The organism is Pseudogemmobacter sp. TB195 (assembly GCF_058313095.1).
The window spans coordinates 1-14,797 of record NZ_JBZEGG010000001.1 but is presented as its reverse complement, the minus strand read 5'-3'; the positions used below and the strand labels follow the sequence as shown (position 1 = coordinate 14,797).

The window sequence follows — 14,797 nt, the reverse complement described above, 5'->3', positions numbered from 1 at the left end:
CCCGAAAATGACGGCATTGTGCCGAACGTGCTCAGGTATAGCGGGCAGAGCCAGGATCGGTTCCGCCCGCCGCGAGAGGATTATGCGGTGCCTGGCCCGGATCAGAGATCCATAAGCAGACGGCGCGGGTCTTCCAGCGCCTCTTTGACGCGGACGAGGAAGGTCACGGCGCCTTTGCCGTCGACGATGCGGTGATCATAGGAAAGCGCCAGATACATCATCGGGCGGATCACGATCTGGCCGCCCACGACGACCGGGCGATCCTGGATCTTGTGCATGCCGAGGATCCCGGATTGCGGCGGGTTCAGAATCGGCGAGGACATCAGCGAGCCGTAGACACCGCCATTCGAGATGGTGAAAGAGCCGCCCTGCATTTCCGCCATGGTCAGCTTGCCGTCCCGGGCGCGCAGACCAAGCTCGGCGATCTTCTTCTCGATCGCGGCAAAGCCCATCTGATCGGCGTCACGCACCACCGGCACGACAAGGCCCGTCGGCGTCCCGACCGCCACGCCCATATGAACGTAGTTTTTATAGACGACATCGGTGCCGTCGATCTCGGCATTGACCTCGGGCACTTCTTTCAGGGCATGGGTGCAGGCCTTGACGAAGAAGGACATGAATCCGAGCTTGACGCCGTGCTTCTTCTCGAACTGGTCCTTATATTCGTTCCGCAGCTGCATGATCCCCGACATATCCACCTCATTATAGGTGGTCAGCATGGCGGCGGTGTTCTGTGCGTCTTTCAACCGGCGCGCGATGGTCTGGCGCAGGCGGGTCATCTTGACGCGCTCTTCGCGCGCGGCGTCATCGGCAGGCACAGGCGCGCGTGGGATCGCGGCGGGCGCAGGCGCAGGCGCGACAGCAGCGGCCGCAGCGCCCGGGGCACCGGCCACGGCACGCGCCACGTCTTCCTTCATCACCCGGCCATCCTTGCCGGAAGCCTGGACCTGGTCACGGGTGAGCCCGGCTTCGGCCATGGCTTTCTTGGCCGAGGGCGCGTCTTCGACATCCTTGCCTGCCGGGGCGGGCGCGGCTTTCGGGGCCTCGGCTTTGGCAGCGGGGGCTGCAGAGGCGGCGCCGGCGGCACCTTCGCTTACGATCGCGAGACGCGCATTGGCGGCGACGGTCTCGCCTTCCTGGGCGATGATCTCGACCAGAACGCCGGCGACGGGCGAGGGGACCTCGACCGAAACCTTGTCGGTTTCGAGTTCGCAAAGCATCTCGTCCTGGGCCACCGTGTCACCGACCTTTTTGAACCAGGTGGAAACGGTTGCCTCGGACACGGATTCGCCGAGTGCGGGGACCATTACGTCAGTCATCTTCTCAACTCCTTAGCCCCCTTGGTCTGGCGGGCATCAGTCAGATTTCGATTTCCCCGCGCGCGACCCGCGCGGGAGGAAATTCAGTCAGCAAGCGCCGCAGCAACCAGGGCGGTCTGTTCGGCTTTGTGGCGGGACGCCAGGCCAGTCGCGGGCGAGGCCGAGGCCACGCGGCCCGCATAGGCCGGGCGGGTGGTGGTGCCGCGCACGCGGGTCAGCAGCTGCTCCAGCTCCGGCTCGATGAAAGACCAGGCGCCCTGGTTCTTCGGCTCTTCCTGGCACCAGACGAAATCGGCATTGGCGAAACGCGCCAGTTCGATCTGCAGGGCCACGGTCGGGACCGGGTAGATCTGTTCCAGGCGCAGCAGGTAGACGTCATCGAGACCGCGCGCATCGCGTTCCGCGAGCAGGTCGTAATAGACCTTGCCCGAAGAGATCACCACGCGGCGGATCTTGTCATCGGCCTGCAGTTTCGTTTCCGAATTGCCCTTCTGCGCATCATCCCAGAGGACGCGATGGAAGGTCGAGCCATCGGTGAAATCTTCAGCGTTCGAGATCGCCATCGGGTGGCGCAGCAAGGATTTCGGCGTCATCAGGATCAGCGGCTTGCGGAAATCGCGGTGCAGCTGGCGGCGCAGGATGTGGAAATAGTTCGCGGGCGTGGTGCAGTTCGCCACGATCCAGTTTTCCTCGGCCGAGAGCTGGAGGAAGCGTTCCAGACGCGCGGAAGAGTGTTCCGGCCCTTGGCCTTCGAAGCCATGCGGCAAGAGAACCACAAGACCCGACATCCGCAGCCATTTGCTCTCGCCCGAGTTCACGAACTGGTCGAACATGATCTGCGCGCCATTGGCGAAATCGCCGAATTGCGCTTCCCAGAGCGTCAGGGCGTTCGGCTCTGACAGCGAGTAGCCATATTCAAAGCCCAGGACCGCATATTCCGAGAGCATCGAATCGATGACCTCGTAGCGGGCCTGGCCGGCGCGGATATGGTTCAGCGGATAGTAACGCTCTTCGGTCGACTGGTCGACAATGCCGGAATGGCGCTGCGAGAAGGTGCCGCGGGTGCAGTCCTGGCCCGAGAGACGGACCGGGAAGCCCTCGACCTGAAGCGAGCCGAAGGCCAGCGCCTCGGCGGTGGCCCAGTCAAAGCCCTCGCCGGTCTCGAACATCTTCTTCTTGGCCTCGAACAGGCGGGTGATCGTCTTATGGGCGTCAAAGCCGTCGGGCAGGCGCGTCAGCGCGATGCCGATTTCCTGGAAGGTCTCGGGTTTGATCCAGGTCTCGCCGCGCTGGTAATTGTCGGCGCCAGGCCGGCTCATGGACTTCCAGCGCCCGTCCAGCCAGTCGGCCTTGTTGGGCTTATATTCCTTACCGGCCTCGAATTCCTCATTCAGATGGGCCTGGAAGGCGGCTTTCATATCCTCGATCTCACCCTCAGGGATGAGGCCGTCTTTCACCAGACGCTCGGTATAAAGCTGCAGCGTGGTCTTTTGCTTGCGGATGTTTTTATACATCGCCGGGTTGGTGAACATCGGCTCGTCGCCTTCGTTGTGACCAAAGCGGCGGTAGCAGAAGATGTCCAGAACCACGTCCTTGTGGAACTTCTGGCGGAATTCGGTCGCGATGCGCGCGGCATGGACCACGGCCTCGGGATCATCCCCGTTCACGTGGAAGATCGGTGCTTCGACCATCAGCGCGATATCGGTCGGATAGGGCGAGGTGCGCGAGAAATGCGGCGCGGTCGTAAACCCGATCTGGTTGTTCACGATGATATGGATACAGCCGCCGGTGCGGTGGCCCCGGATGCCCGACAATTGCAGACATTCCGCCACCACGCCCTGGCCCGCGAAAGCCGCGTCGCCGTGCAGGAGGATCGGCAGCACGGCCACACGCTCGGCCACGTCGTTCAGCTGGTCCTGTTTCGCGCGGACCTTGCCGAGGACGACGGGGTTCACCGCCTCGAGGTGCGAGGGGTTCGCGGTCAGCGAGACGTGGACGGTATTGCCGTCAAAGGTGCGGTCCGACGAGGCGCCGAGATGGTATTTCACATCGCCCGAGCCATCGACATCCTCGGGCTTAAAGCTGCCACCCTGGAATTCGTTGAAAATGGCGCGGTAGGGTTTCGCCAGCACGTTTGCCAGGATGTTCAGCCGGCCCCGGTGAGGCATGCCGATGACGATATCCTTGACGCCCAGCTGACCGCCGCGTTTGAAGATCTGCTCCATCGCCGGGATCAGCGCCTCGCCGCCATCAAGGCCGAAGCGCTTGGTGCCCATGTATTTCACATGGAGGAATTTCTCATAGCCCTCGGCCTCGACGAGCTTGTTGAGGATCGCGCGGCGGCCTTCACGGGTGAAAGCGATTTCCTTGCCATACCCCTCGATCCGCTCTTTCAGCCAGGAGGCTTCCTCGGGGTTCGAGATATGCATGTATTGCAGCGCAAATGTGCCGCAATAGGTGCGCTTCAGGATATCGGTGATCTGGCGCATCGAGGCATGGGTCAGGCCGAGCACATTATCAAGGAAGATCGGCCGGTCGAGATCCGCTTCGGAAAAGCCATAAGATGCCGGATCAAGCTCCGGGTGGTTGCTCTCATCGCGCATGTTCAGCGGATCGAGATCGGCGGCGAGGTGGCCGCGGATCCGGTAGGCGCGGATGATCATCAGCGCGCGGATGGAATCGATCACGGCGCGTTGCAGCTGCGCCTCGGTCAGATTGACGCCCTGATCCTGCGCCTTGGCCGCGATTTTCGATCCCGCAGCTTTCGCGTCTTTCGCCTGAGACAGCGGCCATTCGCCGGTCAGTGCGGCGGTCAGATCGTCCACCGGCTGCGGCGGCCAGTCGGCGCGGACCCAGGACGGGCCGGCGGCGGCCTTTCTCGCATCCGCCTCGCTGTCACCAAGCGCGCGGAAGAATTCTGCCCAGGCGGCATCGACCGAATTCGGATCAGCAGCATAGCGCGCCTGAAGCTGGTCGATGTAATCGGCATTGGCCCCGTCCATGAAAGACGAGGCATTGAAAGCGGCGGTGGGGGACTGGTCGGTCATGACTGGACCTCGGAGGAGTTGGGACCGTAACGGTTGGGACCGGGCGAGGATGGCAGCGCCATATGCCCGAAGAGAGAGGCGCCGGCGAGAAGCCCGGTTGGCGGATGGATATCGACGGGATTGGTATCGCTGTCGGCCAGCCTGCGGGCCGAGACGGCTGCAATCGGCAAAAGCGTCAATGCCGCAAGGCCCAGGCTTTGCGGCAGAGTGATATCGGGGACAGTGCCGTGCAGAAGCGCGAATGCAGTTACGGGCATTGCGAGGCCGGGCAACAGGAACACCCGCCATTCGGAGCGGGAAGCCCGCCCCGAAAACCGGAAAGACCGCAGGAAGCTGGTCTTTATGGCCTGCGCCAGTCGCATGATCAGCCCTTGATTGCTTTCAGCACAGCCTCGCCCAGCGTCGCGGGGCTGTCTGCCACCACGATGCCTGCGCTCAGCATGGCCTCGATTTTCGATTCCGCGTCACCTTTGCCGCCTGCGACGATCGCACCGGCATGACCCATGCGGCGCCCGGGAGGGGCGGTGCGGCCGGCGATGAAGCCAGCGGTCGGCTTCCAGCGGCCCTTTTTCTTCTCATCCGCCAGGAATTGCGCAGCTTCCTCTTCGGCGGAACCACCGATTTCGCCGATCATGATGATCGAATGGGTCTCAGGATCCGCGAGGAACATTTCCAAAACGTCAAGATGCTCGGTGCCCTTGATCGGGTCGCCGCCGATGCCGACAGCCGAAGACTGGCCAAGGCCCACATCGGTGGTCTGCTTCACTGCTTCATAGGTAAGCGTGCCCGAGCGCGAAACAACACCGACCGAGCCGACCGAGAAGATATTCCCGGGCATGATGCCGATTTTGCATTGCGAGGGCGTCATGACGCCAGGGCAGTTCGGCCCGATCAGGCGCGATTTCGAGTTAATCAGCGCGCGCTTGACCTTCATCATGTCGAGAACCGGGATGCCCTCGGTGATCGCCACGATCAGCGGGATCTCGGCATCGATCGCTTCGAGGATCGAATCCGCTGCGAAGGGCGGCGGCACATAGATCACGGTCGCATCGGCGCCGGTCTTTTCGACCGCATCATGGACCGAGTCGAAGACCGGCAGACCAAGGTGGCTTGAACCACCTTTGCCCGGGGTCACACCGCCGACCATTTTCGTGCCATAGGCAATCGCCTGCTCGGTGTGGAAGGTGCCCTGCGAGCCGGTGATGCCCTGGCAGATGACCTTGGTGGTATTGTTGATCAGAACGGCCATCCGGGCCTCCTTGAAGGTAACTTTTTGCAGATGTCGGCCTGGACGGACCAGGATGACGCATGTTCTTCGCTTTTGCCCGGCCTGCCTCAGGCCGGGATTACTTTGCGGTGCCGACCGCGATCATGGCGGCATTACCCGCCTGATACATGTCGTATTTCGCATCATAGCTGTTGCGTGTGGCCGTGCGGCTGTCGCGGGTCGGGCAGGTGATGATGATCTCGCGCCCGTCGACACGGCCCGCCTTTGCCATCTCTGCCTGCTCCTGGCAGACAGTAATGGGGTCGTTCTCCGGCGTCGCGTAACCGCCGCTGCACGCCGCAAGGGCGGACAGAAGAACGAGAGCAGGCACGGTCAGTCTGATGCGCATCTGATTGCTTCCTTACTGTAAACTCATTCTGCGGGTCCTGACCCGGAGGGCCACTAATCGGTCTGGGCCCACATGAAACTCACGCCACTGGTGTCTGCGGACGTACAGGTGGGGTCATTGCCCGAAGAGGTGACTTCTGCCCGCAGGCCGTCATTCTGCAGATCGAACGAGAGACAACCGTCTTCGCCGGTTTCTTCCACCGCCGTCTGCCCCGCCGCCGCGATGACCCCTGACAAAAGCGCCGCCGCCCGGTCAGAGCCGATGGTTTCCGATTGCACGAGGCAATAGCCGCCATCGCTCCAGGTCAGGGCGTAAATTTCCTCGGGGCCGGCGATTTCAGAGAAACCGGCCTCGTCATCGGTTTCGACATCCCAGCCTGCGGCCCGGAACGCTTCGGTCGCCTGATTGCCGGCGCCGCCAAGCGACAGACAGGTGGCATAGGCGGCCTGCAAAAGATCCTCGCCCTGCGCGGTCGCGAGCGCCGCAGCGGGTGCTGCGTTCCCGGCCAGTGCAGGCCGGGCCACCGGGGCGAAAAGCAGTGTGAAAGCCAGAAGACAGCGGATCATGGCGCGGCTCATTCCTCCAGGTCGATTATGGCTCTTGGTCCTGCCGTTCCCGGCCCGCCTTGTCGAAACCGGCGATCAGCATGGCCCCGGCGAAAGCCGGGGTGCTGGCGCAGACTGCGGCGCAAAGGGCAAGGTTTCGGGCCATCACGCGCATCGGGATCAGCCCTTGACCGCCTTGACGATCTTTTCTGCGGCATCCGACAGATCGTCGGCAGCGATCACATTGAGACCGCTGTCATTGATGATCTTCTTGCCAAGATCGACATTGGTGCCTTCAAGACGAACCACCAGCGGCACCTTCAGCCCGACCTCTTTCACCGCCGCAATCACGCCCTCGGCGATGATGTCGCAGCGCATGATGCCGCCGAAGATGTTCACAAGGATGCCTTTGACGTTCGGGTCAGAGGTGATGATCTTGAAAGCCTCGGTCACTTTCTCTTTGGTGGCGCCGCCGCCGACATCAAGGAAGTTCGCCGGTTCCGCGCCGTAAAGCTTGATGATGTCCATCGTCGCCATGGCAAGGCCTGCGCCATTCACCATGCAGCCGATTTCCCCATCGAGCGCGATATAGTTCAGATCGAATTTCGACGCTTCGAGTTCCTTCGGATCTTCCTCGGATTCGTCGCGCAACGCGGCGATATCGGCATGGCGGTAGATCGCATTGCCGTCAAAGCCCATCTTGGCATCAAGCAACTTGAGATTGCCGTCGGTCATCACAACCAGCGGGTTGATCTCGAGCATGTCCATGTCTTTGTCGATGAAGAGCTTATAGAGGTTCTTCACGATGCCGACGGCCTGCTTGACCTGCGCGCCCTTCAGGCCAAGCGCGAAAGCGACGCGGCGGCCGTGAAAATCCTGCAGTCCGGTGGCCGGATCGACGGTGATGGTGTGGATTTTCTCGGGCGTCGAATGCGCGACCTCTTCGATATCCATGCCGCCTTCGGTCGAGGCCACGATCGAAATGCGCGAGGTCTGGCGGTCGATCAGCAGCGCAAGATACAGCTCGCGCTCGATGTCGGAACCGTCTTCGATATAGATGCGGTTGACCTGTTTGCCGGCCGGGCCGGTCTGAATCGTGACCAGCGTGCGTCCGAGCATCTGACGCGCGAATTCAGCGGCTTCTTCCACCGATTTCGCGAGGCGCACACCGCCCTTGTCACCGGCTTCCGGCTCCACGAATTTGCCCTTGCCGCGACCGCCGGCATGGATCTGCGACTTTACGACCCAGAGCGGCCCGTCCAGCTCGCCTGCGGCGGTTTTGGCGTCTTCCGCTTTCAGGACGACACGCCCATCGGAAACCGGGATGCCATAGGACCGGAGAAGCGCCTTGGCCTGATATTCGTGGATGTTCATGGGGCCGTATTCCCGTATTCGGTGATGATCTGGCGCAGTTCTGGCACGGATCATCCGGCCTGGCCAATCCTATCCGCCCCGCATCCGGGATATAAGGCGAAAATCCGCGCTTTGTGATCACGAATTTTCTGGCTGTGATCACAGAATTTCAGCCGTGATCACATTTGTTGCAACTGTCGGGAATCAAGGGCGTGACAGAGTCGCAGGCCGCGTGATTCGTATTAGCGGCATCAGTTGAACAGCACCGCGAAAAGTACGGCATCGCCCTGCATCAGCCGCTCAAAATCCGACCAGGCCTGGCCCGACATCACCACGCCTTTCTCAGCATAGGGCAGCAGCGCTTCGCCCTGGATCATCCCGATCAGATCCACCTTCGGCGGCGCCTCGAACAGCTTTTTCAGGCTGATCCCGGCCTCGGCCCCATAGCGCCAATGCGGCATCAGGATCTCACCTTTCAGGAGCTTTTCGGCATCGGCCAGCACCGCCTGCCATTGTGCGGCGGTGCCCGGCGGCAGCTGCAGCCCAAGCGCCGAGAGCTGCTTCTCATTCGGGATCCATTCGCGGTCATTGTCGGTCTCAGCCTCGACGAGAGTCCAGAAGCGGCGGTTCTCTTCAATCATCGCGAGGAAATGGCCATGGGCTTTGGCGGCAAGGGCGGCATCGGGCTCCTGGGCCAGGGCCTGAAGGATGATCGTGACCCGGTCCACCTGATTGCCGAACATCATATCCCAGGCATTGGGCGGCGGGGTGTCCCCCCAAAGTGCATGCATGTCGCGGGTCGATTGCAGGATGCGATCGGTGGCCGGACCGGGGTCATAGGCCTGGAAGACCGTGGCCGTCCCGGAAATCAGATGCGTATAGGCCGTAAGCCAGGCGGTGTCGGAACCATCGAAACGGATGACGATCTGGCCGGCTTCGGGGGCCATGCCCCACAGGCCGAGCGCTTCCACCGCGACATCCGCAATGGCTTCGCCCGGATCGCGCTGGCCATTCGCGTTGATGTCGAACCACAGATCGGCGAGGTCGATCTCGAGCCCGAAATCGCGGCTCCCGACCTGGCCAAGGGCTGCGCGGGCCTCATCCATTCCCGTGGTGATACCAGCGATCAGGGTGGTGATGTCCTGGCCCCGGATCTCACGCGCCTCCGGGTTGGGCGGGATCGGGAGGCGCAGGATCGGAAGCTCGGACCAGTCCGCCTCGAGCCCCACCTGCCACCGGAGTTGCAGCGCCTGCTCGACGGCGCCAAGGAACCGCAGCCCGGCCAGCGCAAAGGCCTCTTCCCCGGTCGGCGCGTTCAGCGCCGCAAGCCGGGATTGCGTGGCCTGGATCCCCTTTTCGCGGATCTCATGCGACAGATCGAGCGGCCCGGCAAAGGCGAGGCCAGGCATCAGCGAAAGCAGGGTGGCACAAAGAAAGCGGCGCATGGGGACCTCCGGTATTGCGGTGAAAAGGATGCGGAGGGGGGAGAGGGCGGTCAAGAGGCGCTGCAGGCCACCCGGGGTGCGGAATTCCCAACGGTCGAAAGAGAGGGGGCCTGCCCCCTCGCGGCTATGCCGCTCACCCCGGGGATATTTAAGGACAGATGAAAAGGTGAAGAGAGAGTGCCGATTTCATCTGTCCTTAAATATCCCCGCCGGAGGCTTCCTCAGATGTCAGGAGCGGCGGGGGCGAGCACTGCGAGGGCCTGGCCGCGGGGCAACAAGTCTTCCCGCCAGCGGATCGAGAAACCAGCTGCCTCAGCATCTGCTGCGATATCGGCGCTGCTGCGATGCCAGGGCGGGCGGTTTGGATGGGTTACCACGCCGTCGCGCTGGCGGAAGGGGCCGGTGTGATCTGCGGGGGCGAGGAAGACGGTCAGCATGAGCTTGCGCAGCGCGGGGAAGCGATGGCGCAGGTTTTTCAGCGCAGGCAGCAGGGGGGCGGCGGGCAGATGGGTAAAGACGCCCCAGCACAGCGCGAAGGTGATGGTTTCCGGCAGGCCCGGGAAGCGGAAAGAATTGTCCTCAATCAGCTGTTCTTCGGGCAGGCGCGATCGGGCTTCGGGCGTGAGCTCGTCCGCAAGGCCGCGCAACATCAGCGCACGGGAGGCATCGGTGCCCCAGTAATGGCCGGGGTCGAGCCAGGGCACCAGGATATGACCAAGTCTCAGGCAGCCGCAGCCGATATCGAGGAAATGATCCTGCCGCGTGAGCCCTTCATCAAGGATCACCTGCATCTGATGCAGCGCGGTTTCTTCCCAGCGGCCGCCAACTATGTCGCGGTGTTTGCCACGCGTCAGCGCATCCTCGTAGAAGCCTGGCTTCAGATAGGGCGAGGCGAGGGTCATGTGCCGGTGGCGGCGCGGGTTGCGATGCCCTGCATCAGGGCGACGGCCTGCGCCATGTCCTGGAGGCTGACCCATTCGCGCGGCCCGTGGATTTCCTGCATGCCAGTGAAGAGATTGGGGCAGGGCAGGCCAAACTCGGTCAGGCGCGAGCCATCGGTGCCGCCCCGGATGGGGACCGAGACCGGATCAAGGCCGATATCGCGGGCGGCGGCGCGGGCGAGATCGACAGGCGTCATGTCGGTCTCGAGCCAGTAGCGCATATTGCGGTATTGCGGGCTGATTTTACAGGTGATTTCCGCGCGGGGCTCGGTCAGCGCGAGGGCCTCGCAGGCGCGGGCCAGCATCTCGCCTTTGGCCTTCAGCCCGTCAAGTTCGAAATCACGCAGGATGAAATGGATCACCATTTCCGAGGAGCCGCCGGTCATTCCGACCGCGTGGATGAAGCCCTCACGGCCTTCGGTTACCTCGGGCTGCATGGTCGCCTGCGGCAGGAAGGAGATCAGCTTTGCCGCGAGATGGATTGCATTGACCATCTTACCTTTGGCCCAGCCGGGGTGGATTGAGACGCCCTTGATCGTGATTTCGGCGCCATCGGCCGAGAAGCTTTCATATTCGATCTCGCCGGGATTGGCGCCATCGAAGGTGAAGGCGAAATCGGCGCCGATGTCTTTCGGCAGGCGCGGATCGACGCCGCGGCCGATCTCTTCATCGGGGGTGAAGGCGAGGCGGATCTGGGGATGTGCGGGTCTATCTGCAATCAGGCGGCGGGCGGCGGCCATGATGATGGCGATGCCGGCCTTGTCATCGGCGCCAAGCAGCGTGGTGCCCGAGGCGGTAACGATGTCATGACCCTGGCGTGTGGCGAGACCGGACGATGTCTCGGGCGAGAGGATCAGCGCCGGATTGTCGGGGAAGGTGATCTCGCCGCCATTATAGCCCCGGATGACGCGCGGTTTTACCCCGGTCGCGTTGAACTGGGGGGCGGTGTCCATATGGGCGAGGAAGGCGATCACCGGGCCGGGGGCGGTGGCCGGAATCGTCGCCAGTACGGCGCCATATTCGGTGACGCGGATATCGGTTGCGCCGATCTCTGCGAGTTCGGCCTGAAGAAGCCGGGCCATGTTCAGCTGGATGGCGGTCGAGGGCTGCGAGGGACTGGCCGGATCGCTCTGGCTGTCGATGGCACAGTAGCGGGTCAGGCGGTGTTCAAGCTCGGTGATAAGGCTGGACATGCGGGTGCCTGGATCTGGCCGGGTGGGGGCGCTGCCCCCGTCTGCCTCTGGCAGCCTCCCCCGGGATATTTAGGGACAGATGAAATTTCAGGTTTTTTTGCGGGCGGCGGCGGCGGATTTCATCCGCTCAAGCAGGGCAGCCTTCTTTTCGGCTGCGGCCTTGTCTTTCGGGGCGCCGCGACGGGGCAGGTCGAGGGCATGCTGGATGTCTTTGGCGTTTTTGGGATTGCCGGATTTGGAATAGTCCATGGCGGGCTCCTTGTCGTTTTATGTGGCATGACGCAAAGGGGGCGGCGGGGCAAGAGGCTGGAGGCGTCCGAGGGTCAGCGCGCGCGCGGGATCCTGAGGCCGAGCCACACCGACAGGACACGGATGGCGAAGGTGGCGGTCAGGGCCAGGGCGGTGGTGATCAAAGGCGGCCAGCCGAGATGATCGCCAAGAATCACGAGGCCCGCGCCGATAATGGCGGCGACCGCGTAGATATCTTCGCGCAGCACGCGGGGGATCTCGGTCACCAGCAGGTCGCGTATTACGCCGCCTCCGACTGCGGTCAGCACGCCGATCATGCAGGCGCTTGCGGGGGGGAGGCCGAAAATCAGGGCTTTCTGGGTGCCCGCTACAGTGAAGGTGCCAAGGCCAATCGCGTCCAGCAGCATCACCGGTTTCGAGGCGCGCTCGATCAGGCGGTGGAAGAAGAAGGCCGTCAGCCCCGCGATGAGGGTCACCATGAGGTAGGACGGGTCGCGCAGCACCGCGGCCGGCTGGTCGCCGATGGCCATATCGCGGATCGCGCCGCCTGCGGTGGCGGCGGCGGTGGCCAGCACGATCACCCCGAAAAGATCAAGCTGGCGGCGTACGGCCAGCATGCCTCCGGACAGGCCGAAGACATAAGTGCCGGTCATATCGAGCCACCACAGGAGCGAGGCGTAATCCGCCGCCATCCAGTTCATCGCTGTCTCCGCCTTTGCCTTGCCGATGATCCTGGCCTGATGCCCGCATAAAGAAAAGCGCGCGCCCCGGTGAGGAGACGCGCGCGGGTGGAGTCACTGGTGAAGAACCTCAGTTCAGCGAGGGATCGATGCCCTTGCAGGCGGTCACGAGACCTTTGACCGCGTCGATGGATTTGTCGAGCATCGCCTGCTCATCCGCGTTCAGCTTGATTTCGACCACTTTCTCGATGCCGCCGGCACCGATCACGGTCGGCACGCCGACATAGATCCCGTCGAGACCATAGGCGCCTTTGACAAAGGCCGCGGCCGGCAGGACGCGTTTCTGATCTTTCAGATAGGCTTCGGCCATCTCGATCGCCGAGGTGGCGGGTGCGTAGAAGGCCGAGCCGGTTTTCAGCAGGCCGACGATTTCGGCGCCGCCGTCACGGGTGCGCTGCACGATGGCGTCGAGCTTTTCCTGCGTGGTCCAGCCCATGGCGACCAGATCGGGGAGCGGGATGCCGGCCACGGTCGAATAGCGGGTCAGCGGCACCATCGTGTCACCATGGCCGCCCAGCACGAAGGCCGAAACGTCGCGCATCGAGACGTTGAACTCGAGCGAGAGGAAGTGGCGGAAGCGTGCCGAATCAAGGACGCCCGCCATGCCGACGACTTTCTCATGCGGCAGGCCCGAGAATTCGCGCAGGGCCCAGACCATCGCGTCAAGCGGGTTGGTGATGCAGATCACGAAAGCGTTCGGGGCGTATTTGGCGATGCCTTCGCCGACCGATTTCATGACCTTGAGGTTGATGCCCAGCAGGTCATCGCGCGACATGCCGGGCTTGCGCGGCACGCCTGCGGTGACGATGCAGACATCGGCGCCGGCAATATCTTCGTAGGAATTCGCGCCCTTAAGCGCCACGTCAAAGCCTGCGACCGGGCCGCATTGTGCCAGATCAAGTGCTTTGCCCTGAGGGGTGCCTTCAGCGATGTCGAACAGGATAACGTCGCCGAGTTCCTTGGTGGCGACGAGATGGGCGAGCGTGCCGCCGATCTGGCCTGCACCGATAAGGGCAATCCTGGGTCGTGCCATTGGGATGGTCTCCGTTGCTGGGGTCGCGGGAGGCGTAGTCCCTTAAGGGGCATCTGTCCAGCGGCTCCGATTGGCAGTATGCCATCGTATGCCGAAAAATCTGCGCTTCCGTCTGCCACGTCGCGGGAGTAGCGGTCGGGTTAGCGGTAACGGGGTCTCAGGATGGAAGAACCAGGGTTCTGGCTGCTTGCGGTGATTGCCGCAGCGCTGGTCGGGCTGTCAAAGGGCGGGTTGCCGGCGATCGGGATTCTGGCGGTGCCGGTGATGGCGCTGCAGATCTCTCCGGTGCTGGCGGCGGGGATCCTGCTGCCGGTCTATGTGGTCTCGGACATGTTCGGGCTCTGGGCCTATCGCCATGCCTTTGACCGCAAGGTGCTGCTTTATCTGCTGCCCGGTGCGATTGCGGGGATCGCGGTTGGCGGGCTGACGGCCTCGCTGGTGCCGGAGGCGGCAGTGACAGCGCTGATCGGGGCGATCGGGCTTGTCTTCAGCCTTAATCTGCTGCTGCGCCGTCCGGCCGATGGCCCGCCGCGGGAGCCAAAGCCGGGGCCCGGGCTGTTCTGGGGCCTGATCACCGGCATCACCAGCTTTGTCAGCCATTCCGGCGCGCCGCCCTGGCAGGTCTATACCCTGCCCTTGCGGCTGGAAAAGGCGGTGTTTGCCGGCACCTCGACCATCGGGTTCGCGGTGATCAATGCGGTGAAGCTGATTCCCTACGGGCTGCTGGGCCAGCTGAACCCGGCCAATCTCAGGATTTCTGCGTTGCTGATGGCGCCGGCAGTGGCCTCGGTCTTTGTCGGGGTATGGCTGGTCAGGATATTGCCTGCAAAGGCCTTTTTCCGCATCGTGACCTGGTCGCTGCTGCTGATCTCGCTGAAACTGCTCTGGGACGGCGCGCGCGGGATCTTCTGAGCTGCAGAATGTGATGCCCGCAACGGAAGCAGGGCCGCCAGACGGCGACCCTGTGTTTTTGCGCGTATCGGAGCCCGTATCAGATCGGAGCCCGTATCAGTCGGGGCCTGTCCGCCAGGTCAGGCCTTGTCGACCGCCTTCTTCACCGCGTCTTTCGTCTTGCCAAGCGCCTGCTGCGCTTCGCCTTTCAATTCCTGGGCCGCCCCATCGGCCCGCAGCCGGTCATTGCCGGTTGCCTTGCCCACGGCCTGTTTCACATTCCCCACCGCTTCATTGGTGAGACCTTTGATCTTGTCACCGGTGCTGCTCATAATGAACTCCTTTGACTGTGCTGGTGTGGACGGCTCCTCACCCACCTGCGCTATGGTCTTCCGGACCACGGTCAAAAACCTGAGGAGAGAGCG

Annotated in this window: 15 protein-coding genes; 1 reads left to right on the top strand and 14 read right to left on the bottom strand. The window is 63.0% G+C overall.

Annotation, left to right across the window (positions count from 1 at the left end):
* Positions 1–101: 101 nt before the first annotated feature.
* From odhB to mdh, 13 genes are all read right to left on the bottom strand, one after another.
* Positions 102–1,319: a 2-oxoglutarate dehydrogenase complex dihydrolipoyllysine-residue succinyltransferase gene (gene odhB, locus AC4FS3_RS00075; RefSeq protein ID WP_491018831.1), complete on the bottom strand. Its 1,218-nt coding sequence runs from the start codon at positions 1,317–1,319 to the stop codon at positions 102–104.
* An 83-nt stretch (positions 1,320–1,402) separates the two neighbouring features.
* The gene (locus AC4FS3_RS00070) at positions 1,403–4,366 is read right to left on the bottom strand and encodes a 2-oxoglutarate dehydrogenase E1 component (RefSeq protein ID WP_491018830.1); all 2,964 of its coding nucleotides are present in this window, start codon (positions 4,364–4,366) and stop codon (positions 1,403–1,405) included.
* Positions 4,363–4,728 carry a DUF805 domain-containing protein gene (locus tag AC4FS3_RS00065; RefSeq protein WP_491018829.1) on the bottom strand — a complete coding sequence of 122 codons (366 nt, stop codon included), beginning with the start codon at positions 4,726–4,728 and terminating at the stop codon, positions 4,363–4,365. Before AC4FS3_RS00065 ends, AC4FS3_RS00070 begins: the two co-directional genes overlap by 4 nt.
* Before the next feature lie 2 nt (positions 4,729–4,730).
* Positions 4,731–5,615 (bottom strand): succinate--CoA ligase subunit alpha, encoded by an 885-nt coding sequence (gene sucD / locus AC4FS3_RS00060; protein ID WP_198836081.1) that lies wholly within the window; start codon positions 5,613–5,615, stop codon positions 4,731–4,733.
* Positions 5,616–5,712: 97 nt separating this feature from the next.
* Positions 5,713–5,982: a hypothetical protein gene (locus tag AC4FS3_RS00055; RefSeq protein WP_283176874.1), complete on the bottom strand. Its 270-nt coding sequence runs from the start codon at positions 5,980–5,982 to the stop codon at positions 5,713–5,715.
* A 53-nt stretch (positions 5,983–6,035) separates the two neighbouring features.
* Complete coding sequence (locus tag AC4FS3_RS00050) at positions 6,036–6,548, bottom strand: hypothetical protein (protein ID WP_491018828.1); 513 nt, start codon at positions 6,546–6,548, stop codon at positions 6,036–6,038.
* Between the two features lie 159 nt (positions 6,549–6,707).
* The gene (sucC, locus tag AC4FS3_RS00045; RefSeq protein WP_092901045.1) at positions 6,708–7,901 is read right to left on the bottom strand and encodes an ADP-forming succinate--CoA ligase subunit beta; all 1,194 of its coding nucleotides are present in this window, start codon (positions 7,899–7,901) and stop codon (positions 6,708–6,710) included.
* 230 nt (positions 7,902–8,131) lie between these two features.
* Positions 8,132–9,325: a hypothetical protein gene (locus AC4FS3_RS00040; RefSeq protein WP_491018827.1), complete on the bottom strand. Its 1,194-nt coding sequence runs from the start codon at positions 9,323–9,325 to the stop codon at positions 8,132–8,134.
* 221 nt (positions 9,326–9,546) lie between these two features.
* A complete protein-coding gene (locus AC4FS3_RS00035) occupies positions 9,547–10,227 on the bottom strand; it encodes a class I SAM-dependent methyltransferase (protein ID WP_491018826.1) in 681 nt (226 codons plus the stop codon).
* Positions 10,224–11,459, bottom strand: coding sequence for a peptidase T (gene pepT / locus AC4FS3_RS00030; protein ID WP_491018825.1), 1,236 nt, complete (start codon positions 11,457–11,459; stop codon positions 10,224–10,226). Before pepT ends, AC4FS3_RS00035 begins: the two co-directional genes overlap by 4 nt.
* 87 nt (positions 11,460–11,546) lie before the next feature.
* Complete coding sequence (locus AC4FS3_RS00025; RefSeq protein ID WP_491018824.1) at positions 11,547–11,708, bottom strand: hypothetical protein; 162 nt, start codon at positions 11,706–11,708, stop codon at positions 11,547–11,549.
* Positions 11,709–11,782: 74 nt separating this feature from the next.
* A complete protein-coding gene (locus AC4FS3_RS00020) occupies positions 11,783–12,409 on the bottom strand; it encodes a trimeric intracellular cation channel family protein (RefSeq protein ID WP_491018823.1) in 627 nt (208 codons plus the stop codon).
* Positions 12,410–12,518: 109 nt separating this feature from the next.
* Positions 12,519–13,481, bottom strand: a complete 963-nt coding sequence (gene mdh / locus AC4FS3_RS00015) for a malate dehydrogenase (RefSeq protein WP_198836073.1) — start codon at positions 13,479–13,481, stop codon at positions 12,519–12,521.
* Between the two features lie 162 nt (positions 13,482–13,643).
* On the opposite strand from mdh, the gene AC4FS3_RS00010 reads away from it, so the two are divergent.
* On the top strand, positions 13,644–14,393 hold the full coding sequence (locus AC4FS3_RS00010; protein WP_283176882.1) for a sulfite exporter TauE/SafE family protein: 750 nt from the start codon (positions 13,644–13,646) through the stop codon (positions 14,391–14,393).
* A 119-nt stretch (positions 14,394–14,512) separates the two neighbouring features.
* On the opposite strand, the gene AC4FS3_RS00005 is transcribed toward AC4FS3_RS00010, so the two are convergent.
* Positions 14,513–14,704 (bottom strand): CsbD family protein, encoded by a 192-nt coding sequence (locus AC4FS3_RS00005; protein WP_283176883.1) that lies wholly within the window; start codon positions 14,702–14,704, stop codon positions 14,513–14,515.
* Positions 14,705–14,797: the final 93 nt, after the last annotated feature.

Bases quoted from the DNA above. Each gene is read 5' to 3' on its own strand.
- AC4FS3_RS00010 (WP_283176882.1), top strand. From the start codon at position 13,644: ATGGAAGAACCAGGGTTCTGGCTGCTTGCGGTGATTGCCGCAGCGCTG.
- AC4FS3_RS00055 (WP_283176874.1), bottom strand. From the start codon at position 5,982: ATGCGCATCAGACTGACCGTGCCTGCTCTCGTTCTTCTGTCCGCCCTT.
- mdh (WP_198836073.1), bottom strand. From the start codon at position 13,481: ATGGCACGACCCAGGATTGCCCTTATCGGTGCAGGCCAGATCGGCGGC.
- sucD (WP_198836081.1), bottom strand. From the start codon at position 5,615: ATGGCCGTTCTGATCAACAATACCACCAAGGTCATCTGCCAGGGCATC.
- AC4FS3_RS00040 (WP_491018827.1), bottom strand. From the start codon at position 9,325: ATGCGCCGCTTTCTTTGTGCCACCCTGCTTTCGCTGATGCCTGGCCTC.
- pepT (WP_491018825.1), bottom strand. From the start codon at position 11,459: ATGTCCAGCCTTATCACCGAGCTTGAACACCGCCTGACCCGCTACTGT.
- AC4FS3_RS00070 (WP_491018830.1), bottom strand. From the start codon at position 4,366: ATGACCGACCAGTCCCCCACCGCCGCTTTCAATGCCTCGTCTTTCATG.
- AC4FS3_RS00020 (WP_491018823.1), bottom strand. From the start codon at position 12,409: ATGAACTGGATGGCGGCGGATTACGCCTCGCTCCTGTGGTGGCTCGAT.
- AC4FS3_RS00025 (WP_491018824.1), bottom strand. From the start codon at position 11,708: ATGGACTATTCCAAATCCGGCAATCCCAAAAACGCCAAAGACATCCAG.
- AC4FS3_RS00035 (WP_491018826.1), bottom strand. From the start codon at position 10,227: ATGACCCTCGCCTCGCCCTATCTGAAGCCAGGCTTCTACGAGGATGCG.
- odhB (WP_491018831.1), bottom strand. From the start codon at position 1,319: ATGACTGACGTAATGGTCCCCGCACTCGGCGAATCCGTGTCCGAGGCA.
- sucC (WP_092901045.1), bottom strand. From the start codon at position 7,901: ATGAACATCCACGAATATCAGGCCAAGGCGCTTCTCCGGTCCTATGGC.
- AC4FS3_RS00050 (WP_491018828.1), bottom strand. From the start codon at position 6,548: ATGATCCGCTGTCTTCTGGCTTTCACACTGCTTTTCGCCCCGGTGGCC.
- AC4FS3_RS00005 (WP_283176883.1), bottom strand. From the start codon at position 14,704: ATGAGCAGCACCGGTGACAAGATCAAAGGTCTCACCAATGAAGCGGTG.
- AC4FS3_RS00065 (WP_491018829.1), bottom strand. From the start codon at position 4,728: ATGCGACTGGCGCAGGCCATAAAGACCAGCTTCCTGCGGTCTTTCCGG.